The organism is Pseudomonas sp. o96-267, assembly GCF_003935465.1.
GTDB classification, from domain to species: Bacteria; Pseudomonadota; Gammaproteobacteria; order Pseudomonadales; family Pseudomonadaceae; genus Aquipseudomonas; species Aquipseudomonas sediminis.
Window position 1 is genome coordinate 118101 of sequence record NZ_RHQP01000006.1, and the last position, 21181, is coordinate 139281.

Consider the following 21181-nt stretch of genomic DNA (forward strand, 5'->3'; position numbering starts at 1 on the left):
GGGCCAGAGGTTCCGCCGCCCCAGCCCTTGAGCCAGAGCGGTTTTGACCCTCAGGCGGCCGGGCGCTGCTGGCGCTGGTAGAGAAACTCCAGCACGGCGGTACGGTAGGCGTGGTACTGCGAGTCATTGGCCAGCGCCAGGCGGTCGCGCGGGCGCGGCAGGTCGACGGCGAGGATTTCGCCGACGGTGGCGGCCGGGCCGTTGGTCATCATCACGATGCGATCGGACAGGAGCACGGCCTCGTCGACGTCATGGGTGACCATCACCACGGTGCTCTGGGTCTGCCCGACGATGCGCAGCAGCTCGTCCTGCAGATGTGCACGGGTCAGGGCATCGAGGGCGCCGAACGGCTCGTCCATCAGCAGCACCTTGGGCTCCATGGCCAGGGCACGGGCGATGCCGACGCGCTGCTTCATGCCGCCAGAGATCTCGTTGGGATGCTTGTGCATGGCATGGCTGAGGCCGACCATGTTCAGCGCCTGCTCGGTGCGGGCCTTGAGCTGGGCCTTGCTTTCGCGCGCGCCGAAGACCTTTTCCACGGCCAGGTGGACGTTGCCGAAGCAGGTCATCCAGGGCAGCAGGCTGTGGTTCTGGAACACCACGGCGCGTTCGGGGCCGGGGCCGTCGATCTCGCGGCCATTGCAGATCAGCCCGCCTTCGTTGGCGTCGAGCAGGCCGGCGATCAGGTTGAGCACGGTGGATTTGCCGCAGCCGGAGTGGCCGATCAGTGCGACGAACTCGCCGCGGGCGATGCTCAGGTTGACGTCTGCCAGTGCCTGGAAGCGGCCTTTCTTGGTGTCGAAGTGCTTGCTGACAGCGGTCAGCTCCACGAATTTGTCCATCGGAGTTCTCCCGTTCTGGCGCTGTGCCCCGGATTTAGTCAGAGGCACTTTAATTTAAAACAACGACTTGGCGTCTACTATTGAACTGATTTGTAAGCTTGCGTAGCCCCGATGCAATCCGGGGAAACGGAGATCGCGTTCCCGGATTGCATCCGGGCTACGGGGTTGGGCGAATGCGCCTCTTCAGCTTGCGTAGTCAAAGCGTTTGGCGATCAACAGCAGCATCTGCTCCAGCGCCAGGCCCACCAGGCCGACGATGATGATGGCGATGAGAATGTGCTCGACGTTGAGGTTGTTCCATTCGTCCCACACCCAGAAGCCCAGACCAATGCCGCCGGTGAGCATCTCGGCGGCGACGATCACCAGCCAGGCCACGCCAATGGCCAGGCGGATGCCGGTCATCAGGTGCGGCAGCACGGCGGGAAACAGGATGCGCGTCAGCACCTTGAACTCCGACAGCTTGAGTACGCGGGCCACGTTCAGGTAGTCCTGCGGCACGCTGGCCACGCCGGCTGCGGTGTTGAGGATGATCGGCCAGATCGAGCTGATGAAAATGACCCAGATCGACGCCGGGCCGGCCGCCTCGAACACCAGCAGGCCGATCGGCAGCCAGGCTAGCGGCGAGACCGGCCGCAGCAAGCTGATGATCGGTGCCAGCATCCCCGCGAGAAAGGCGAAGCGGCCGATGGCGAACCCCAGGGGAATGCCCACCAGCGCCGCCAGGCCGAAGCCGACCCCGACGCGGCCGAGCGAGTTGAGGATGTTCCAGCCGATGCCCATGTCGTTGGGGCCGTTGTCGTAGAAAGGATCAGCGAACAGCACCAGGGCGGCTTGCCAGGTGCTCAAGGGGCCGGGCAGGCCCTCGCTGTATTGCGCCAGCAGCGACCAGAAGCCGATGAAGGCGACGATACCCAGCAGCGGGGCGATGCCGGCCTTGAGCAGGCTACCCAGTGCGGCGGCACTGGGTAGCAAGGCCTGCGCAGAGAGGCGCGGCTTGGCGATTGGCGGCAGTGGTGTTTTCAGGGGCGCATTCATGGTCACCTCCGGTCAGGCTTTGATGGCGAAGGAGTCGGCGTAGGCGGCCGGATTGCTGCCGTCCCAGACCACGCCGTCGATCAACGTGCTGCTGCGCAGCGGGCTGCTCGGCACGGCCAGCTTGAGGGCGCTGGCAGCCTCGGCGTAGAGCGCGGTCTGGTTGATCTGCGCGGCCACGGCGGCGTAATCCGGCGCATCCTTGAGCAGGCCCCAGCGCTTGAATTGGGTGAGGAACCACATGCCGTCGGAGTGATAGGGAAAGTTGACGCTGCCGTCCTTGCAGAAGGCCATGGCATGTTCGTCCTTCCAGCTGTTGCCGAGGCCGTCCTCGTACTGGGCGAGAAAGCGCGGCTCGATCACCTGCACCGGCGCGTTGACGTAGGCCTTGCCGGAAATCAGCTTGGCGGTGCTCTTGCGGTTCTCCTCGCTGGCCTCGATGAAGCGGCTGGCATCGAGAATCGCCATGATCAGCGCGCGCGCCGCGTTGGGATACTGCTCGATAAAGGCGCGGGTGGTGCCAAGCACCTTCTCCGGGTGATCCGGCCAGATCTGCTGGGTGGTGGTGGCGGTGAAGCCGATCTTGTCGAAGATCGCCCGCGCGCCCCAGGGCTCGCCGACGCAGAAGCCATCCATGTTGCCGACACGCATATTGGCGACCATCTGCGGCGGCGGCACGACGATGGTCTTCACATCGCTCATGGGGTTGATGCCGACACTGGCCAGCCAGTAATACAGCCACATGGCGTGGGTACCAGTTGGGAATGTCTGGGCGAAGGTCAGCGGATTGCCGCCTTTTTTCACGTGTTCGGCCAGTTGCGCACCGTTGGTCACACCGGCCTCACGCAGTTGCTTGGACAGGGTGATGGCCTGGCCATTCTGGTTCAGCCCCATCAGCACTGCCATGTCCCGCTGTGGCCCCGCCAGGCCGAGCTGAGCGCCGTACATCATGCCGTAGAGCACATGAGCAGCATCCAGTTCGCCAGTGTTGAGCTTGTCGCGCACGCCGGCCCAGGAGGCCTCCTTGCTCGGATTGATGGTCAGCCCGTACTTCTCGCCGAAACCCTGGGTGGCGGCGACCACCACCGAAGCGCAATCGGTCAGGGGAATGAAGCCGACGTTTAGCGCGGCTTTTTCCGGCGCGTCGGAGCCGGCCGCCCAGGCTGCACTGCGCAGCGAAGCCGGCGCCGACAGGCCGAGTGCGGCGATGCCGCTCACGGCGCCGGCCAGGGCGATGGATTGCTTGAGGAAATTGCGGCGGCTGGTGGCCAGGGGCTTGTTCGAATCACGATCGGTCATGGGTCTAATCCTTGTCAGGCGCATAAACAAAAAACGGCGTACGCCAGGCCGCCTCAATGAGAGGAAGGTGACCTGACGGACGCCGTTGTCCGTGATCCTCGGCCCGCCGCCGTTGGCGTGCTACGCAGGATGGTTGACAGGGACTTAGCAAGGGGCTTGCCAGCTTTTGTGCGCAGCGGCCGAGTAGCGGCATGTGGCACCTGACAGGTAGTGGCCGGATACCAGCTTTCCAGAGGCTAGCTGTTTAGGATCAATAAGTTGCAGCTGTGTTCTGAGAGAATTTTGAAGTGTGTGGAGCGAGCGCAGGCTTGGCTCACCCCACATGCTTCTGAGCCAATGCCGTGCATGAGCGGGCGTCGCTGAGCCTTTTTGGTTCGTAGCGCACTCTCAGGACGCCGGTTGAACGCGCGCCTCCTCGACGAAGTCGCGCAGCCAGCGCAGCACTTCGACGGCTTCCCAGCGAGCCGGATCGAACAGCGCATAGGCCAGACCCTGGTAGCCGACCACATCCAGTTGCCGATGGTAGCCGGCGCGCTGCAGCAGCGCCTCGATCTCGGCGAAGCAGGTATTGAAGTGCTGACGATTGAAAGGGGTGTGGCTCTCGGTGACGATGCCCTCGAGCTGTAGTTCCTCGACCATCTCGCGTACCCGCTCCAGCGGCATGCGGTTCACTCGGTGTTTTAGCTGCAGTACGTCCAGCATGATGGCGCTCCTGTGCAATCGATCATTTACCTGCGATATAGCCTAATCGAAAAATACTGTACAAATAAACAGTATTGGGTGATATTGGCCTCACTTAGGCGACAACAACCCGTCCACCACCTGAAGGTGGGCGCCTTGCGAGGGGGTATTGGCAATGCAACAGATGCTGATGACGATTGTGCTATTGGCCCTGCTGAGCGGCTGCGCGCAACCGCAGATTGATCGACCACAGGCCAACGGTGCCTACCTGGTGATCGAGGGCGAGCAGGCCTGGGCCGTACTGGTCTCCGATGGCCAGCGTGTCGAGGAGACGGGCATAGTGCTCGACGTGATTCGACTGCCCAGCCATCACTCCAACATTGCCGCCAGTTACGTGATCGAAACGCCCAACTGCGGCAAGCTGCAGTGGCTGACCGAGCGTCATGGCGCTGCAGAGGGTGAAACCACGCTGTTGCCGGCCGCCTTCAACGAGCAACTGAGCAAGCCCGGCTGCGTGCTCGCGCAAGGCCTGAGCCGAGCCTGGACGGCCCTGGATTATTCCGGCTGACCCGTAGGGTGCGCCGCGCGCACCGACATTCGCCGGCGGGTTAATTGGCTAGACGCGCAAAGAAAACGCGCCGCGACCTCAACGGAAGCGGCGCTTTTCATTTATGGGTTACCGAATGCTTACAGCAGGTGTTGCTTGTCCATCTCGATGGCGGCATCGAGGGTTTCCAGCAGCGCCTTGCGCACCTTCAGCTTGGTGTTCTTGTGCGCGGTCATGTTGATCTTCTTCATCTGCTGCGCCACCGCCTGAGCGGTAGCCTGCAATTGCTCGGCCGGCACCACCTTGTCCAGGAAGCCGGCATCTACCGCGCCAGCCGGGTCGAACATCTCGCCATTGATCACCGAACGGTGGAACGCAGACTTGCGCAGACGATCACGAGCCAGCTCGATACCGACGTGGTGCATGGTCATGCCGATCTGCACTTCATTCAGGCCGATATTGAACGGACCCTCCACGCCGATACGGTAATCGGCCGACAGCAGGATGAACGCACCCTTGGCCACGGCATGACCGGCACAGGCGACGATGATCGGGTAGGGGTGAGCGAGCATGCGCCGCGCCAGGGTAGAGCCAGCAGCGACCAGGTTGATTGCATTCTGCGGGCCCGAGGTCATCACCTTCAGGTCATAGCCGCCGGAAAGAATCCCCGGCTGGCCGGTGATGACGACGATGGCGCGATCCTGTTCGGCGCGGTCGAGGGCGGCATTGAACGCAGCGATCACGTCAGGCGAGATGGCGTTGACCTTGCCATTGCTCAGGGTGAGGGTGGCGATGCCGTCGTCGAGTTGGTAGCTGATCAGGTCGCTCATGGCGGTTTTCCTTGTTAGAGCCTTGGGGGCGAATGTGGGCAGAAGGTACTCAGCCGAAGCGCTCTGGTAAAGCGCCGCGGCTGACTGGCTGGTCAGTGTTTTTGCCTATCGCGGCAATGCCGGATGGCAATTGGTCGAAAGCAAAGCCAGGCCCTTAAGGTGAGCGGCGAACCGAAGGAGCTGCCCCATGAACACCCTCTACTCCATCCTTTATATGCTTGCCGTGATCGGCCTGCTGCTGGCATCGGTCGTGCTCAGCGAAACCTTCTACCTGCGCAGCCCATCCGGCGTGCTGCTGCTATTCGGCTTGGGCCTGTTCATGTCCCTGGGTTTTCTGCTATTCGGCCACATGCGCTTCGACGAGCTGCCGTGCGAGGAGCACGAGGAAAACCCGCTGCGCTCTTAAGCGCATGAATCCTTTAAAAAAAATTTGCCATCGGGAAAACATTCGACTACATTAGCGCGCCTCGACGGGGTAAACGCCAAAACGTCGAGATCCGGTGAAGTGTCCGAGTGGTTGAAGGAGCACGCCTGGAAAGTGTGTATACGGGAAACCGTATCAAGAGTTCGAATCTCTTCTTCACCGCCACTTTCGCAATACCTAAAGCCCTGAAAGCTGACAAGCTTTCGGGGCTTTTTGATTTCTGGCTTGTCGCTCTTCTCTCGGCTCAAGACGCTAATCAGCCAACTGCTCGCTTCAATTCGATGGAGCAGGTGACTGCCTGGAGTGCCGTACACGTTCGCGCAGGCTAGCGAAATATCGCTGGTTGGCAGGCTTTGCTGGCTTGGATTCGGCACCAGCCAGCAACTGATTGCGTAGTTGCTGGCGTTTGTCGTTTGGCATGGAGGCTCCCTTGAAGAGATTAACCTAAAAGGTTATTTTGTGCGGCATGGAAAAGCGCAAACCCCATTTCAAGCTTGAGCTGGTGAAGCAGGCCGTAGCCGATCAGCGTTATCGCTTCACCCGCGTAGCCCTGGAAGGGGGCGCTGAGCTGGGTATGGAGATGGCCGACATGCTGGCCGTCATCAGTGCCCTGAACAGCCGCGACTTTTTCAAGAGCATGACAACCTATGCGGATCATACTAGCTGGCAGGACGTTTACCGACCCGACACCGAATTCGGGCAGGTCTATCTGAAGTTCACGCTGGTGGCCGATCTGCTGATCGTTTCCTTCAAGGAGAAGTGACCATGAAATGTCCAGTATGCGGCGGGGCGGAACTGGTTCACGACACCCGCGATATGCCCTTCACCTACAAGGGGCAGACCACCCAAATTACTGCAGTAACGGCTGACTGGTGCGATGCGTGCGGCGAGTCCCTGACTGCGCCGGCTGAGAGTGAGCGCGTTATGCGTGCCATGAACGAGTTTCGCCAGCAGGTGAACGCCCAGGACGGCAATCAGGAGCTGATTCGCAGCGTGCGTAAGCAGTTGCGGTTGAGCCAGCGTGAAGCGGCCGAGCTGTTCGGCGGTGGGCCGAATGCGTTTTCTCGCTACGAGCGAGGCAGTACGGAAGCACCGCAACCGCTGGTGCAGTTGTTCAAGATCCTGGGCCGGCACCCGGAGTTGATCAACGAGCTGCGTGCCGGTTGAGTGTCGAAATCATAGAACCGAATAGCGACGAAACGAGCCGGTGAGGGGAGCGGAAAGCCGCTATTGAGCGGGTTTGGCACGGACTGACACGCTACCGAAACGGGTTCGAATCTGTTCTTCACCACCACTTTCGCAAAGCCCCTGCAGGTAAACCTACAGGGGCTTTTGTTTTTCTGGTCCCCACAGTTTTCACGCTATGCGTACCCATGATGCGTACATACACGCCTGTCATCATTCCTTCGTCGTTCCGTCATATCGCTGCCACCGCGATTGGTTGCAATCGCAGCATCGGCCAGGAGGATGCTGCGATGCAGATATGCGTGATTGGAGCAGGGTACGTAGGTTTGGTGACGGCCACCTGTTTTGCCGAGATGGGCAATCAGGTGGTCTGCGTCGAGCGAGATCCGCAGCGCGTCGCGATGCTTGCGCGAGGCGAGGTACCGATCTATGAACCTGGCCTGGAGGCGATGCTCAAGGCGCAGTTGGCCGGTGGGCAGCTCAGTTTCACTTCGCAGTTGAAGGCCGGCATCCGTCGCGCCGAGGTGATTTTCATTGCGGTGGGTACGCCCAGTGGCGAGGACGGTTCTGCCGATCTGAGCCATGTGCTGGCGGTTGCCGACGAGCTGGGTGAACGGCTCGATCATGCGTGCCTGGTCGTGGACAAATCCACGGTGCCGGTGGGCACCGCTGAGCGTGTGGCGCAGCGCATCAACGCTGGTCTGGCGCGTCGGGAGCAACGGGCGCGGGTGACCGTGGCGAGCAATCCGGAGTTTCTCAAGGAAGGCTCTGCCGTCGAGGATTTCATGCGCCCTGATCGGGTGATTGTCGGCTGTGACGAGGAGCGTGGGCGCGAGTTGCTACGCCGGCTGTATGCGCCATTTCTGCGCAATCACGATCGCCTGTTGTGCATGGGCGTGCGCGCTGCGGAGTTCAGCAAGTACGCGGCCAATGCCTTTCTGGCGACCAAGATTTCCTTTATCAACGAGATGGCGGGCATCTGCGCGCGCCTTGGTGTGGATATCGAAGAGGTACGCCGTGGTATCGGTAGCGACCGGCGCATCGGCACGCACTTCATCTATGCCGGCTGTGGCTACGGCGGTTCGTGCTTTCCCAAGGATGTGAAAGCGTTGATCCGCACGGCTGAGCACGAGGGCATTGAGCCCGGCATCCTGCGTGCGGTCGAGGCGCGCAATGCGCTGCAGAAGACGCTGCTGTTCCAGGCTTTGCGCGAGCATTTCAATAGCCACTTGCAGGGGCGGGTCGTCGCGCTCTGGGGGTTGGCATTCAAGCCCGGTACTGACGATCTGCGCGAGGCGCCCAGTTTGGTATTGCTCGACGCGCTGTTAACGGCGGGTGCCAAGGTGCAGGCTTGCGACCCTGCCGCCACGGCAGCTGTGGCTGCGCGCTATGCGTCGGCCGTGGAGGCGGGGCAGTTGATGCTCAGCGAATCGCCCTATGCCGTCGCCCAGGGTGCCGATGCGCTGGTGCTGGTGACGGAGTGGAAGCAGTTCCGTCAGCCAGACTTCCCGCGTATTTGCGGCGTGATGCGCATGCCGGTGCTGTTCGACGGGCGCAACATCTATGACGCCGATCAGCTGGCGGAGCTGGGTTTTCTTTATCGCGGCATCGGTCGACCTGCAAGCGGCAGTTGTAAGGCTAGCGCGGCTTGATAGACTGAGCGCGCATTCCAACCATCCCCACTAGGGAGTCCCATGATCAAGAAATGCCTGTTCCCCGCTGCCGGTTACGGCACGCGCTTCCTGCCTGCTACCAAGGCAATGCCCAAGGAAATGTTGCCGGTGGTGAACAAGCCACTGATTCAATATGGGGTTGAAGAGGCACTCGAGGCTGGCCTCAACCAGATCTCCATCGTCACCGGTCGCGGCAAGCGTGCGCTGGAAGACCATTTCGACGTGAGCTACGAGCTCGAACACCAGATCAAGGGCACCGACAAGGAGAAGTACCTGGTTGGCATCCGTCGTTTGATCGACGAGTGCAGCTTCTCCTACACCCGCCAGGTCGAAATGAAAGGCCTGGGCCACGCCATCCTCTGCGGTCAGCCGCTGATCGGTGACGAGCCGTTCGCTGTGGTATTGGCTGACGACCTGTGCCTGAACCTGGAAGGCGATAGCGTGTTGGCGCAGATGGTCAAGCTGTACAACCAGTTCCGCTGCTCCATCGTGGCGATTCAGGAAGTGCCGAAGGACGAGACGTCCAAGTATGGCGTGATCGCCGGCGAGATGATCCGCGATGACATCTACCGTGTCAGCAACATGGTGGAGAAGCCCAAGCCCGAGGACGCGCCGTCGAACCTGGCGATCATCGGTCGCTACATCCTCACCCCGGATATCTTCGATCTGATTCGCAGCACGCCGCCGGGCAAGGGTGGCGAAATCCAGATCACTGATGCGCTGATGCGCCAGGCCCAGCAGGGCTGTGTGATGGCGTACAAGTTCAAGGGCCAGCGTTTCGATTGCGGCAGCGCCGAGGGTTACATCGACGCGACCAACTTCTGCTTCGAGAACCTGTACAAGACCGGCAAGGCGTTCTGATACGCCTTCAGGTAAACGAAACGCCACCTTCGGGTGGCGTTTTGCATTTCAGGGGATGGGCATTTTCTCGGAGCCAGGCCCGAGCGGCTGGCCGTAGCTGAACTCGACGTAGTTGCCGGCCGGGTCGCGCAGGCCGCAGTAATAGCCAACCGGATAGGGTTCGTCGCGTGGTGCCCAGATCAGGCAGCCGTCGTCTTCGGCCATGGCGGCGATGCGATCGACCTCTGCGCGGCTGCCCAGGGCAAAGCCGAAGTGGCTGTAGTCATTGGCAGCCAGGCTGCGGTCTTGCCCACCCGGCATGATCACGAAGATGAACTGGTGTTCCTTGCCTGGCTCGGCCATCCAGACGATGCGTGTGCCCTTGCCGGGGCGCTCGTGGATCACCTGCATGGCGCAGAAACGTTGATAGAAGGCGATGCAGGCGTCGAGATCGGGGACGTGCAGGGCCAGATGAGTCAGGGTCGGGCGCATGTTCTCCACCTCCGGCGTTCAGCTTAGCGCGGGCCTTTACGGTATGCTCCTCGTCTGCCAAGGAGATACCCCATGAGTTACGACTTCGACCTGTTCGTGATCGGCGCCGGTTCCGGCGGCGTACGTGCGGCGCGCTTCGCCGCTGGTTATGGTGCCCGCGTTGCGGTCGCCGAGAGCCGCTATCTGGGCGGCACCTGCGTCAATGTCGGTTGCGTACCGAAAAAGTTGCTGGTGTACGGCGCGCATTTCTCCGATGACTTCGAGCAGGCCTCCGGTTTCGGCTGGTCGCTGGGGGAAGCGAATTTCGACTGGGCGACATTGATCGCCAACAAGAACCGCGAGATCGAACGCCTCAATGGCATCTACCGCAACCTGTTGACCAACAGTGGTGTCAGTCTGTTCGAAGGTCATGCGCGTATCGTCGATGCGCATACCGTCGAAGTGAACGGCCAGCGTCATAGCACTGAACGCATTCTGATCGCCACTGGCGGCTGGCCGCAGATTCCCGACATTCCAGGTCGCGAACTCGCCATCAGCTCCAACGAAGCCTTCTTCCTCAAGCAGTTGCCCAAGCGCGTACTGGTGGTCGGCGGCGGTTATATCGCCGTGGAGTTCGCCTCGATTTTCCATGGCCTGGGCGCGCAGACTTCGTTGCTGTATCGCGGTGACCTGTTCCTGCGTGGCTTCGATGGTGCGGTGCGCGAGCACCTGCGCGATGAACTGAGCAAGAAGGGCCTGGACCTGCAGTTCAACGCCGACATCGCCAGCATCGAACGCAACGCTGACGGCAGCCTGGCCGCGACGCTCAAGGATGGTCGCGTACTGGAGGCCGATTGCGTGTTCTACGCCACCGGTCGCCGGCCGCTGCTCGATAACCTCGGCCTGGAAAACGTCGAGGTGAAACTGGACAAGCGCGGCTACGTCGAGGTCGACGACCTGTTCCAGACCTCCGCGCAATCGATTCTCGCCCTTGGCGATGTGATCGGCCGCGTGCAGCTGACCCCGGTCGCACTGGCCGAAGGCATGGCCGTGGCGCGCCGGCTGTTCAAACCCGATGAGTACCGGCCGCTGGATTACAGCATGATCCCCACCGCCGTGTTCAGCCTGCCGAACATCGGCACCGTTGGCCTCAGCGAGGAGCAGGCTATCGAGGACGGGCACAAGGTGAAGATCTTCGAGAGCCGCTTCCGCCCGATGAAGCTGACGCTGACCGAGAACCCCGAGCGCACGCTGATGAAGCTGGTGGTCGATGCCGACAGCGACCGCGTGCTCGGCTGCCACATGGTCGGCCCGGAGGCCGGCGAGATCGTCCAGGGCCTGGCTGTTGCGCTGAAAGCCGGTGCGACCAAGCAGATCTTCGATGAGACCATCGGCGTGCACCCGAGCGCTGCCGAGGAGTTCGTCACCCTGCGTACGCCGGTCAGCCGCTGAGGACAGCATGGAAAAGCTTTTCTATGTCGCCGACCTGTTCGGCGTGGCGGTATTTGCCATCACCGGTGCGCTGATGGCGGGGCGCAAGTCCATGGACTTGTTCGGCGTGCTGGTGATGGCCATCGTCACCGCGCTGGGCGGCGGCACGCTGCGCGATCTGATTCTGGACAATCATCCGGTCAGCTGGATTCGCGATGACACCTACATCCTGGTCGCCTCCCTGGCGGCGCTGGGCACGGTGGCCTGGGTGCGCATGACCCGGCCTATTCACGAGAAAGGTCTGTTGATCGCCGACGCCTTCGGTCTGGCCGTGTTCACCGTGTATGGCACCGAGCTGGCGCTGCAGCACGGCACGCCGATCAGTACCGCCGTGATCATGGGGGTGATGACCGGTGTGGTTGGTGGGGTGATTCGCGACGTGCTGTGCAACGAGATTCCGCTGATCTTCCAGAAGGAAATCTACGCCACGGCCTGCATCGCCGGCGCGCTGACCTTTATCGGCCTGCGTGCCCTGGGCACGCCGCACTGGCTCGACACCGCAGCGGCAATGTTCGTGGTGCTGGCCGCTCGTCTGGCGGCAATCCACTGGCACCTGGGGTTGCCGCGTTTTCATCTTCTGGACAGGCATTGAGCATGATCGAGAGACTGGACCATCTGGTACTGACGGTGGCGGATATCGACACCACCGTCGACTTTTACCAGCGCGTACTGGGCATGCGCCACGAGCGTTTCGGCGCCGGGCGCCGTGCTCTGCTATTTGGCCAGCAGAAATTCAATCTGCATCAGGCCGGGCGTGAGTTCGAGCCCAAGGCGATCAAGCCGACCCCAGGCGCCATCGATCTGTGCCTGATCACCCTGTGGCCGCTGGAGCGAGTCATGGCTCATCTGGCCGAGCAGGGCGTGACAGTAGAAGAGGGGCCGGTGGCGCGCACCGGCGCCATTGGCCCTATCGAGTCGGTGTACTTTCGCGACCCGGACGGCAATCTGATCGAAGTGAGCCGTTATCCCGCATAGGGAGGGCTTCTTGCTTGCAGCGGCACCTCGGCATCCACGTGCTGAGGTCGAGGTGCCGAACGTCGCAAAACGTGCAGCAGCGAAACGGCGCCTGCTGAAATATCTTGAACCGTAAAGGTTCTAAACGGGTCAGGTTCTATTACCGAGTCACTCAATTGGTATAGAACTCATGATCAAGAAATGTTTGTTTCCCGCAGCCGGTTACGGCACCCGTTTTCTTCCCGCTACCAAGTCGATGCCCAAGGAAATGCTGCCGGTGGTCGACACCCCGTTGATCCAGTACGGCGTCGAAGAAGCACTGCAGGCCGGGCTCAATGAAATCGCCATCGTCACCGGTCGTGGCAAGCGCTCGCTGGAGGATCACTTCGATATCAGCTACGAGCTGGAGCACGAGATATCCAACACCGGCAAGGAAAAATCCCTCAGTGGTGTTCGTCACCTGATCGATCAATGCACCTTCTCCTACACCCGTCAGGTGGAAATGAAGGGCCTGGGCCACGCCATTCTGACCGGCCGCCCGTTGATCGGCGACGAGGCCTTCGCCGTGGTGCTGGCCGATGACCTGTGCCTGAACCTTGACGGCGACGGCGTGCTGACCCAGATGGTCAAGCTCTACGAACAGTTCCGCTGCTCCATCGTCGCCATCCAGGAGGTGCCGATGGACGAAGTCTCGCGCTATGGCGTGATTGCCGGTGAGGCGCTGCGCGACGATATCTTCCGCATCGACAGCATGGTGGAGAAGCCCAACCCGGAAGACGCACCGTCGAATCTGGCGATCATCGGCCGCTACATCCTCACACCGGACATCTTCTCGTTGATCGAGCAGACCGAGCCGGGCAAGAGCGGCGAAATCCAGATCACCGACGCGCTGATGAAGCAGGCCCAGCAGGGCTGTGTGCTGGCCTACAAGTTCAAGGGTCGCCGCTTCGATTGTGGTTCGGCCGAAGGCTACGTGCAGGCCACCAACTTCTGCTTCGAGAACCGCCACAAGACCCATCCAGTGATGACTGCGAGCCCGCAACTGAAGGCCGTCTGAACGCCAGCGAAAGGAGGAGTGAAGGATGAACGACAAGACCCTGCCGCCTCAGCATCAGCAGCGGCAACCTGGTGTCGAACACGCCATGCACCCTGAGCCGATCTACCTTGCCGATGATTACCGCGCCGCCGGCAAACTGACCGGCAAGGTGGCGATCATCACCGGCGGCGACAGCGGTATTGGCCGCGCTGTCGCCGTGCACTACGCCCTGGAAGGCGCCAAGGTTGCATTGGTTTACCTGAACGAGGATGAAGATGCGCAGAAAACCCTCGACGAGGTGAAACATCACGGCGGCGAAGCCATCGCCCTGGCTGGTGACGTGGGCGACGGCGGCTTCTGCCAGTGCGTGGTCGACGCGGTGATCGCCAAGTGGGGACGTATCGACATCCTCATCAACAACGCTGGCGAACAGCATCCCGAGCATAACCTCGAGGCCGTCGACCAGGCGCAGTGGGAGCAGACCTTCCGCACCAATATCTTCGCCATGTTCCACCTGACCAAGGTCGCGCTGGAGCATCTGCAGCCGGGCTCGAGCATCATCAATACCAGTTCGGTGACGGCCTACAAGGGCAACCCGATGTTGCTCGACTATTCCTCGACCAAGGGCGCGATCACCTCGTTCACCCGCTCGCTGTCGATCAATCTGGCGCCGCGTGGCATTCGCGTCAATGGCGTTGCACCCGGGCCGATCTGGACGCCGCTGATCCCGTCCACCTTCAGCGCCGAGAAGGTCTCCGAGTTCGGCGCCGACACGCCGCTGGGGCGCCCCGGACAACCTGCAGAGGTTGCCCCGGCATTCGTTTATCTGGCCAGCAACGATGCCTCTTACGTCACCGGGCAGATGCTGCATGTCAACGGCGGCAGCGTGGTCAACGGCTGATGAAAAAAGCCTGAACGACTCGTGGCAGAGCCTGCCTCATTTATGTAGAGGCAATAACGCCTCGCGAGTCACTATCAGGAGGTACCAGCAATGGCGACCAGTAAAAATCCGGGTAACTTCGCAAACGATCGTCAGAAAGCATCCGAGGCCGGCCGTAAGGGCGGTCACAACAGCGGCGGCAACTTTGCCAATGACCGTCAGAGAGCCGCCGAGGCCGGACGCAAAGGTGGTCAGAAAACCAAAAGCAGCCGCGAGTCGTGACTGTCATACCGGGGCCCGCTTTGCAGCGGGCCCTGGCATTTTTGTAGATGTGATTGGTAGACCTGAGGAGAGCAACACGATGAATGCCATCGAACTGCTGAAGAAGGACCACGAAACCGTCAAAGACCTGCTGAGCAAACTGGAAGGAACCACTGAGCGAGCGGTGCAGACGCGTAAAAAGCTGCTGCTCAAGATCGAGCAGGAATTGAAGGTCCATACCGAACTCGAAGAGCAGATTTTCTATCCCGCCTTCAGGCGCGCTGGCAGCAAGGATGACGCCGTGCTGGCCATCGAAGCGAAGGAGGAGCACCGTGCCGTCGAGGCGCTGGTACTGCCCGACATCAAGAAGACGTCGCCATCCACGCTCGAATTCGCAGGCAGGGTCAAGGTGCTCAAGGAGCTGCTGGAGCACCACATCGAGGAAGAGGAGCGCGACATGTTCCCGCAGGCCCGCAAGCTGCTGAGCAAGCAGCAACTGGAGCAACTGGGCGAATCGATGGAAGTGCTGCGCAAATCCCTGAAGAGCGGCGCGCAAGCCAAAGCGGCTTGAGTACAAGTGGTGGCCTGCGCCTACGTATGTTCGGCGCAGGTACTACAACCTTTTTCTTACAGCGCCTAGCGCTGGCGCAGACCAGGCTGATAGGTCAGGCGCAACGCCACGCAGGCAATACGCTCAGCCTGGGCATACTCGGCTTTCTGCAACTCTTCACCGAACACGTCCGGATCGATCTCTTCGTAGTCCCAATCCCAGCAGGTGTCACGCAGCGATAAGCGTATGGCATTGAGCAACGGATCCTCGCCATCGACGATCGCTACCCCGGTGTAGAGCAACAGCGTGCCGCCGGGCGCCAGTCTTTCCATCGCCGTATCGAAAATCGCCAGGGACAGCCCGGCGCCGTGCTTGCCGCCGCCGTGGCGATAGGTGCGCTGCTGTGGATCGAGCATATAGGGCGGGTTGGCGATGATCAGATCGAACTGTCCATCCACATCGCGCAGCAGATCGCTGCTCTGTATGCGCAGGTTGTAGATGCCGGCCAGTCGGGCATTCACGGCGGTCAGGTTCAGCGCTTTGGGGTTTATATCCAGTGCCATCACTTCAGCACCCGGCCGCAGCAAGGCCGCCGTGATCGCGCCTGGGCCGGCGCCGCAGCCTATATCGGCAATACGTCGTAGCGGCTGATTGCTGTGCGTCAGGTAATCGCGCAGCAGGCGGGTGAAACGGTAGGTATCGGGGCCGAAGAACACCGCGTCGCTTTCCTCCGTTGGAAAACGCGAGTGCACATAGAGCCCGTCGCCCAGGCTGGACCAGCGCACCTGGCTGATCCAGCCTTGCGCGTGAGATTGCAGCACTTCGGCCTCGCCCATGCATTCGACGATTTCCTCATCCAGCACGCCGTCAGCGAACGGCCGGCTCCAGCCGAAAACATCGCGCAAGTCCTTGGCCAACGCATTACCCGGACGCTGGTTGACGCGCTGATGAGTGAGCGGCGTCGGGGTGACGAAGCGATAACCGCGGGCACGCAAGAGCGTACCCAGGCGTAGCAGGGCGAGACTCTGCGGGGCGTTGAAGGCGGGTTCGAGCATGCGCGGGTTCCAGGGGCAGGGCGGCTACTGGATCAGCGCCGCGAAGGTACGAGTGGCTGCCAGGCCAGCACTGGACCAATGCTGTGCGGGCGCCTGCAGGCCGATCAGACGAGCTTCGCGGCGATAGACGTCCATACCTTGCAGCTCCTGAATCAGCTCGCGGCGTTCGCGGTCCAGTTCGCCATGCTGCGTACCGCCTGCGAGCGAGAGTGCGGGTTGTGGCCGGCGCCGTGGACGGAAGGGTTTCGCTGGCGCGTCCGGTTGCCAGCTGCCGGCAATCCAGTCGTGCAGCAGCTGGCGCTCGTAGTTGCTGAAAACACCGAACATGGCGGCGCCAGGGCCTTGCATCAGGCGCCAGAAACGGCTGCAGGCCGGGTCCGTGTCGCGGCGTATCCAGTTATTGCTTTGCAGCGCTTCGAGAAAGCTCGCCACACTGCTGGTGCTGCCCAGCCATTCATTGACCGTGCGACCGGCGATGCGGCAGTAGTCAGAATGCACCTGGCTGGCAACCGCACGCTTTTGCTCGAACATCTGCAGCAACTGTTGCTCCAGGTCGAAGCTTTCGATCACGTCCGTCGAGCCCACACCCAGCTCATTGAGCATGTAGCCACGCAGCACACGCTGGTAGAACACCTGGGCGTCGCCCACGCGCGGCAGGTTGGTCAGCACGCTCTGTACGGCCTTGGCAGCGTGGCCGCTGGAGCCATTGTCGATGGTGACGTGCAGCTTGAAATAGTAGGCGTCGATGTCCAGCTCATTGAGCTCGAAGGCACTGATCAACAGGTGCAGCGGCAATTGTTCGTAGCCGAGGTTGTAGCCGATCACTTCAGGCAGAAACTCGTCGGCCAGCAGGCCCAGCGCCAGTTGGATCGCACCCTGGCGATACAGGCCATCATCCAGTTCCAGTGTGTCGTCACAGCCCTGGCCAGCCAGCAGGCGCTGGTAGATCAGTACGTGATTCTGCGCCGCGAGCCCATCGCCAAGCTCTTCCAGGTAGGTGCGCACCAGCGGATACACGCGATAGTCGCGCCAGTGCGGCAAAACGCCGTACAGCCAGGCACCGTCGACCAGTTTCGTTGGTGCCACGGCTCGTAGAAAGTGCAGGGCATCCGCTTTGCGCGGGAAGTAACGGCGGCCTTCACCGGCATGTCGCTTGGCGAGATAGTCAGCGTAGTCCGCTGCTACCTGCTTGTGATGACGTTGCGACCAGGCCGCCAGTTCAAAGGGGCTTTGTGGCAGCTCGCAGGGTAGCTCCGCCACTTCCTGCAAGCACTCCAACAGAAACTCGCGCGCCTGCGGATGGCCCGGTTCGGGCTCAGCCAACAGCTGCTGATAAAGGCTCTGAAACGGGCCTGAAACGGGAGCGAGCGAAACGGGCTGGGCTCCGGGGCTGTCGATGAAACTGGCTATCGACATGGGGCAGATCTCCTGAATAAGTCCATCTATAAGAGGGCGATGTGTTGCATAGGAGCTGTTCACCCGAATAAAGATTCCCCATGAATTTTCGCTGCCCGACAACTGATCAAAGAGGTTGAACTCAGGCCTCCCGACGGTTCTCAACTACAGGAATAACGGGAGCAGGCGAGTCATGGCAGCGAGCACATTCGGCATCGAGGAAGAGTATTTTCTGACAGACCTGGCCAGCCGCCGCGTAGCGCAGCACGGGGTCGAGGCATTCGCCATATCCAGTCGTCGCGCGCTGGGCCAGCGAGTGACGCGAGAGATGTTCGCCGCGCAGTTCGAAGTGGTGACTCCAGTGCTGCACAGCCTCGATGAGGCGCGCGACTGTCTGGGTCAGGCGCGCACGACCATGGCCGCGCTGGCCAGCGAGTTCGGCTGCGGCATTCTCGCTGCCGGCACCCATCCGTTGGGGCAATGGCGCAGCGTGCAGGCGACCGATATGGCGCGCTACCGGGCGATCTTCGACGACTATCGGATCGTCGCCAGCCGCAGCGTGCTGGCCGGTCTGCATGTGCATGTCGGTGTGCCAGAAGGCGTCGATCGCATCCGCCTGATGAACCGGCTGACACCTTGGCTGCCACTATTGCTGGGGCTAAGTGCGTCCTCGTCGTTCTGGGATGGCCGCCCGTGCGGTTTGATGAGCTATCGCCAGGCAGTGTGCGATGAATGGCCGCGCATGGGTATTCCCGATCACTTTCGCGATGACGCCGAGTACCGGCGCTACTTGAAGGTGATGACCGATACCGACTGCATCGGCTCGGCCCTCAATCTGTGGTGGAACATTCGCCCGTCATTGCGTTTCCCCACCTTGGAGCTGCGCATCGCCGATGCCTGCCCGCGTCTGGACGATGCCCTGTGCATCGCCGGGCTGTTTCGCGCCATGCTCGGCCATGCCCTGGAAGCCCCGCACGATGATTGGTTCGATGACCCGCTGACCCGCATCCTTACCCTGGAAAACCGCTGGCGCGCAAAGCGCCGGGGCCTGCGCGGGCTGTTCATCGAACCGCGTAGCCAGAGCACCTTGCCATTCTCGGCCTGGCTGGACGAGGTGCTGGCCTGCATCGGTGAGCAGATTGCGCCCAAGGACAGCTGGATCATTAGCCACGCGCGCAAGCTGGCGCGTGTCGGCGGCAGCGCCGAGTCCCAGCTCATTACCTACCGCCGCGCTCGCAGCGGTGGCGCCGAGCATCGCGCCGCGCTGTTCGACGTGGTCGACAGGCTGATGCAGCAGACCGCCCTGCAGGACGTTCGGCAAATAGCCTGAACCTTTGCCGTGCACCTGACTTTCTAAATCTCACGGGGGCCGCAATGGGCTCCTCCATCCAACGCTAAGGAGAAACGCCATGTCACTGACCCATAACGTTCATCGTCTGGAACGTGCCATCTCACTCGCCTCCGGCGCCACCGCCATCGTCGCCGGCGTTTGCCAGGGCGGCTCGTCAGGCGTGCTCAAGGCCCTTGGCGGCGCTGCGCTGCTGCAGCGCGGGATCAGCGGACATTGCGTGGTCAAGGGCTTGATCAGCGACCCCAAGAGCGAACTCCAATGCCTGCGTGAGTGCGTGGCCGATCTGCGCGCGGCGCTACCGAAACTGCAGAAGGAAATGGAGCGGGTCAAGGGGCGCCAGGAAAGTCGGCTGAATCATGCGCTGGAAGAAACCTTTCCTGCCAGCGACCCGATTTCGCCTTGAGTCGAGCGCACGGGCGATGGTGCATCTGCGTCGTCGCCATGCGCGGCCCATATCGTTCGAAGGAGGTATCCCATGAAAGACACTACTCCAGGCTCCACCGCGGAACGAATCGATGACCAACCACTGGACTTCAGCGATGACGAAGACAGCCTCGGCACCGGCGAGCCCACCTTGCAGCCGACCGCGCGTCCATCGTCCAACCCAGAGGATGAAATCGGCCTGACCGGCGCGGCGACTCTCGGCGAAAGCGAGCATGAGGACAACGTCAGCCTCGACGATCTCAGCCCGGATACGCTGATCGATGACAGCGGTGCACGCTCGCCGCTTGAGCGTGGCGGCGATGGCGCTCTCGATGAAGAGCTGAGCGTGGTCGAGGAGAGTGAGGTCGGTGGCGGCTTTGGCCTCGACGAAGCGGAACTGGCGCGCTCGGCTCCGCTCGATGGCAAACCCTGGACCGATGAAGTGGTATCCACCGACGAGGAGGGCGAGCCATGAACGCACATACCTGTGCATGCCCACATTGCGATTGCGCGGTCGAGTCTCGCGAGTGGGTGCACGAAGTGGCGGGCGAAGATCTGCTGTATTGCTGCGAAGCCTGCATGCAGCGTCACCCCAAGGGCATGGTCCCGTGCCAGAGCGCTGGCTGCGATTGCGGCGAGCGCGTGGAGCGTGAGCGAGAACTGGTGTCTTGATGGACGTCACTCCCGCGTAGGCGGGAGTCCGGCTCGCAGGGCGTTCTGGGTTCCCGCCTGCGCGGGAATCCTGCGCGAGAATGACGAGACCTTCAGGCCGGCCTAGTCATTGCCCGCCGCCTCAGGCGCTGGCCTTGCGTAGCGCCTGCAGCAGCTCGTCCTTGCTCATGCTGGAGCGCCCGCTGATATCCCGCTTGCGTGCCAGGTCCATCAGCTCGGTCTTGGTCATCGTTTCCAGGCGCCGGCCGGGCCGGGGCACGCCCTCGCGGGTCGCCACCGCACGCCGTGCCGAGGACTTGCGAGCAGCCTCCTTGCTGGCCGCGCTGGTCTTCTGCCCGGAACCGCCGGCTTTTTCACCACCGCCGGACTGCTTGTTGACCGTGGCCCAGGCGCGCGCCTCGGCCTCGTCTTCGGGTACGCCGCGCTCCTTGTAGCTGTCCTCGATGTGTTCGGCCTTGCGTTTCTGCTTAGCAGTGTATTTGTCTTTGCTGCCACGTGGCATGAGCGTTCTCCCTACTGGTTTGGGTCTCTAAGGGAACTGAATGCCTTATGGAGCACAGGTTCCCGGTTTCGGATAACCGGCGGCAACGATGACTCGAACCTCTGCGCACCGGATTCGCTCTGATGCAAAGCATCCATGGAGATTGAACGACGATGGACGTACTCGAACGAATTCTCACGACCCTGGCGCAGGAGTTTTCTGACCTCGGCCAGGTAGAGCACATCACCCGCGCCACGTTGCGCCTGATTCTGGCCATGTTCCTCGGCGGCCTGCTCGGCTACGAACGCGAGGTGATGGGCAAGGCCGCCGGCATGCGCACGCACATGCTGGTCTGCCTCGGCGCAGCGATCTTCGTCATGGCCCTGGAACAGGACGGCGCCGAAGCCGATGCAATGAGCCGGGTGATCCAGGGCATCGCCGCGGGCGTCGGCTTTCTCGGCGCCGGCACCATCCTCAAAGGCCAGAACATTTCCGACGTCAAAGGCCTGACCACCGCAGCCGGCCTGTGGGCCTCGGCCGCCATCGGCGTGGCGGTCGGCCTCGGGCGCGAGGCCACCGCCGTGCTGTCCACGGTGATTGTGCTGGTGGTGCTACACCTCATGCCACTGATGGTAGATCCAGGCACCAGAACCAAGCCGGACGACCAGGCCGATGAAAAGCCGGGCGACAGGCAATAGCCGTCAGCCCGGTGAACGGGCAAAAACTGCCTGAACTTTTCCCACTGCCTCCGCCTCGGAATTTCTGACAGGTGCAGCGCTTCGCGCGCTGTCGCAAACCTGTCTGCCCA

At 61.8% G+C, this 21181-nt stretch carries 26 protein-coding genes, 1 tRNA gene and 1 pseudogene; 19 read left to right on the forward strand and 9 right to left on the reverse strand.

Translation table 11 applies throughout. From position 1 onward, the window contains the following. Positions 1-50: 50 nt before the first annotated feature. The 4 genes from EGJ86_RS05800 to EGJ86_RS05815 all read right to left on the reverse strand — a co-directional run bounded on the left by EGJ86_RS05800 (position 51) and on the right by EGJ86_RS05815 (position 3875). On the reverse strand, positions 51-842 hold the full coding sequence (locus EGJ86_RS05800; RefSeq protein ID WP_017676827.1) for an ABC transporter ATP-binding protein: 792 nt from the start codon (positions 840-842) through the stop codon (positions 51-53). A gap of 183 nt (positions 843-1025) precedes the next feature. Then, positions 1026-1877: a nitrate ABC transporter permease gene (ntrB, locus tag EGJ86_RS05805; protein WP_125834382.1), complete on the reverse strand. Its 852-nt coding sequence runs from the start codon at positions 1875-1877 to the stop codon at positions 1026-1028. A gap of 12 nt (positions 1878-1889) precedes the next feature. Then, entirely contained in the window at positions 1890-3173 is a 1284-nt protein-coding gene (locus EGJ86_RS05810; protein ID WP_112210028.1) for a CmpA/NrtA family ABC transporter substrate-binding protein, read from the reverse strand. A 387-nt stretch (positions 3174-3560) separates the two neighbouring features. Next, positions 3561-3875: a transcriptional regulator gene (locus EGJ86_RS05815; RefSeq protein WP_125834383.1), complete on the reverse strand. Its 315-nt coding sequence runs from the start codon at positions 3873-3875 to the stop codon at positions 3561-3563. Positions 3876-4029: 154 nt separating this feature from the next. Between EGJ86_RS05815 and EGJ86_RS05820 the strand changes: the two genes are divergently transcribed. Then, on the forward strand, positions 4030-4422 hold the full coding sequence (locus EGJ86_RS05820; protein ID WP_003460092.1) for a hypothetical protein: 393 nt from the start codon (positions 4030-4032) through the stop codon (positions 4420-4422). Between the two features lie 119 nt (positions 4423-4541). Here the strand turns inward: EGJ86_RS05820 and EGJ86_RS05825 are convergent, their stop codons facing one another. Continuing rightward, positions 4542-5231, reverse strand: a complete 690-nt coding sequence (locus EGJ86_RS05825) for a crotonase/enoyl-CoA hydratase family protein (protein ID WP_125834384.1) — start codon at positions 5229-5231, stop codon at positions 4542-4544. Between the two features lie 187 nt (positions 5232-5418). Between EGJ86_RS05825 and EGJ86_RS05830 the strand changes: the two genes are divergently transcribed. The 6 genes from EGJ86_RS05830 to galU (EGJ86_RS05855) all read left to right on the forward strand — a co-directional run bounded on the left by EGJ86_RS05830 (position 5419) and on the right by galU (EGJ86_RS05855) (position 9374). Further along, the gene (locus EGJ86_RS05830) at positions 5419-5637 is read left to right on the forward strand and encodes a hypothetical protein (RefSeq protein ID WP_125834385.1); all 219 of its coding nucleotides are present in this window, start codon (positions 5419-5421) and stop codon (positions 5635-5637) included. Positions 5638-5730: 93 nt separating this feature from the next. After that, positions 5731-5820: transfer RNA gene (locus EGJ86_RS05835), tRNA-Ser, on the forward strand. Between the two features lie 301 nt (positions 5821-6121). Further along, the gene (locus EGJ86_RS05840) at positions 6122-6418 is read left to right on the forward strand and encodes a type II toxin-antitoxin system MqsR family toxin (protein ID WP_106732347.1); all 297 of its coding nucleotides are present in this window, start codon (positions 6122-6124) and stop codon (positions 6416-6418) included. Between the two features lie 2 nt (positions 6419-6420). Next, complete coding sequence (locus EGJ86_RS05845) at positions 6421-6822, forward strand: type II TA system antitoxin MqsA family protein (protein ID WP_125834386.1); 402 nt, start codon at positions 6421-6423, stop codon at positions 6820-6822. 308 nt (positions 6823-7130) lie between these two features. Beyond that, on the forward strand, positions 7131-8492 hold the full coding sequence (locus tag EGJ86_RS05850) for a UDP-glucose/GDP-mannose dehydrogenase family protein (protein ID WP_125834428.1): 1362 nt from the start codon (positions 7131-7133) through the stop codon (positions 8490-8492). A gap of 42 nt (positions 8493-8534) precedes the next feature. Further along, positions 8535-9374 carry a UTP--glucose-1-phosphate uridylyltransferase GalU gene (gene galU / locus EGJ86_RS05855; RefSeq protein ID WP_003460169.1) on the forward strand — a complete coding sequence of 280 codons (840 nt, stop codon included), beginning with the start codon at positions 8535-8537 and terminating at the stop codon, positions 9372-9374. 48 nt (positions 9375-9422) lie between these two features. On the opposite strand, the gene EGJ86_RS05860 is transcribed toward galU (EGJ86_RS05855), so the two are convergent. Beyond that, a complete protein-coding gene (locus EGJ86_RS05860) occupies positions 9423-9845 on the reverse strand; it encodes a VOC family protein (protein WP_125834387.1) in 423 nt (140 codons plus the stop codon). Positions 9846-9917: 72 nt separating this feature from the next. Here EGJ86_RS05860 and gorA point away from each other — a divergent pair, with 72 nt between their 5' ends. The 7 genes and pseudogenes from gorA to EGJ86_RS05895 all read left to right on the forward strand — a co-directional run bounded on the left by gorA (position 9918) and on the right by EGJ86_RS05895 (position 15017). Further along, entirely contained in the window at positions 9918-11276 is a 1359-nt protein-coding gene (gene gorA / locus EGJ86_RS05865; RefSeq protein ID WP_125834388.1) for a glutathione-disulfide reductase, read from the forward strand. A gap of 7 nt (positions 11277-11283) precedes the next feature. After that, positions 11284-11907 carry a trimeric intracellular cation channel family protein gene (locus tag EGJ86_RS05870; RefSeq protein ID WP_003460159.1) on the forward strand — a complete coding sequence of 208 codons (624 nt, stop codon included), beginning with the start codon at positions 11284-11286 and terminating at the stop codon, positions 11905-11907. A gap of 2 nt (positions 11908-11909) precedes the next feature. Further along, positions 11910-12290, forward strand: coding sequence for a VOC family protein (locus EGJ86_RS05875; RefSeq protein WP_125834389.1), 381 nt, complete (start codon positions 11910-11912; stop codon positions 12288-12290). A gap of 169 nt (positions 12291-12459) precedes the next feature. Then, entirely contained in the window at positions 12460-13326 is an 867-nt protein-coding gene (gene galU / locus EGJ86_RS05880) for a UTP--glucose-1-phosphate uridylyltransferase GalU (protein ID WP_099524218.1), read from the forward strand. Between the two features lie 25 nt (positions 13327-13351). Next, positions 13352-14206, forward strand: coding sequence for an SDR family oxidoreductase (locus EGJ86_RS05885; protein WP_125834390.1), 855 nt, complete (start codon positions 13352-13354; stop codon positions 14204-14206). A gap of 108 nt (positions 14207-14314) precedes the next feature. Next, positions 14315-14446 (forward strand): annotated as a pseudogene (locus EGJ86_RS05890) (general stress protein); the annotation flags it as partial. Positions 14447-14546: 100 nt separating this feature from the next. Next, a complete protein-coding gene (locus EGJ86_RS05895) occupies positions 14547-15017 on the forward strand; it encodes a hemerythrin domain-containing protein (RefSeq protein WP_125834391.1) in 471 nt (156 codons plus the stop codon). A gap of 65 nt (positions 15018-15082) precedes the next feature. On the opposite strand, the gene EGJ86_RS05900 is transcribed toward EGJ86_RS05895, so the two are convergent. Both EGJ86_RS05900 and EGJ86_RS05905 read right to left on the reverse strand, forming a co-directional pair. After that, positions 15083-16051 (reverse strand): class I SAM-dependent methyltransferase, encoded by a 969-nt coding sequence (locus tag EGJ86_RS05900; protein WP_125834392.1) that lies wholly within the window; start codon positions 16049-16051, stop codon positions 15083-15085. A 24-nt stretch (positions 16052-16075) separates the two neighbouring features. Then, positions 16076-17467 carry an iron-containing redox enzyme family protein gene (locus tag EGJ86_RS05905; RefSeq protein WP_125834393.1) on the reverse strand — a complete coding sequence of 464 codons (1392 nt, stop codon included), beginning with the start codon at positions 17465-17467 and terminating at the stop codon, positions 16076-16078. 172 nt (positions 17468-17639) lie between these two features. Between EGJ86_RS05905 and EGJ86_RS05910 the strand changes: the two genes are divergently transcribed. The 4 genes from EGJ86_RS05910 to EGJ86_RS05925 all read left to right on the forward strand — a co-directional run bounded on the left by EGJ86_RS05910 (position 17640) and on the right by EGJ86_RS05925 (position 19892). Beyond that, a complete protein-coding gene (locus EGJ86_RS05910; protein ID WP_125834394.1) occupies positions 17640-18776 on the forward strand; it encodes a carboxylate-amine ligase in 1137 nt (378 codons plus the stop codon). A 79-nt stretch (positions 18777-18855) separates the two neighbouring features. Next, complete coding sequence (locus EGJ86_RS05915) at positions 18856-19200, forward strand: DUF2892 domain-containing protein (protein ID WP_125834395.1); 345 nt, start codon at positions 18856-18858, stop codon at positions 19198-19200. A 72-nt stretch (positions 19201-19272) separates the two neighbouring features. After that, on the forward strand, positions 19273-19695 hold the full coding sequence (locus EGJ86_RS05920; RefSeq protein WP_125834396.1) for a hypothetical protein: 423 nt from the start codon (positions 19273-19275) through the stop codon (positions 19693-19695). Beyond that, a complete protein-coding gene (locus tag EGJ86_RS05925) occupies positions 19692-19892 on the forward strand; it encodes a hypothetical protein (RefSeq protein ID WP_125834397.1) in 201 nt (66 codons plus the stop codon). Before EGJ86_RS05920 ends, EGJ86_RS05925 begins: the two co-directional genes overlap by 4 nt. A gap of 121 nt (positions 19893-20013) precedes the next feature. On the opposite strand, the gene EGJ86_RS05930 is transcribed toward EGJ86_RS05925, so the two are convergent. Then, the gene (locus tag EGJ86_RS05930) at positions 20014-20394 is read right to left on the reverse strand and encodes a Rho termination factor N-terminal domain-containing protein (RefSeq protein WP_125834398.1); all 381 of its coding nucleotides are present in this window, start codon (positions 20392-20394) and stop codon (positions 20014-20016) included. Positions 20395-20546: 152 nt separating this feature from the next. Between EGJ86_RS05930 and EGJ86_RS05935 the strand changes: the two genes are divergently transcribed. Beyond that, positions 20547-21071, forward strand: coding sequence for an MgtC/SapB family protein (locus EGJ86_RS05935; protein ID WP_125834399.1), 525 nt, complete (start codon positions 20547-20549; stop codon positions 21069-21071). Positions 21072-21181: the final 110 nt, after the last annotated feature.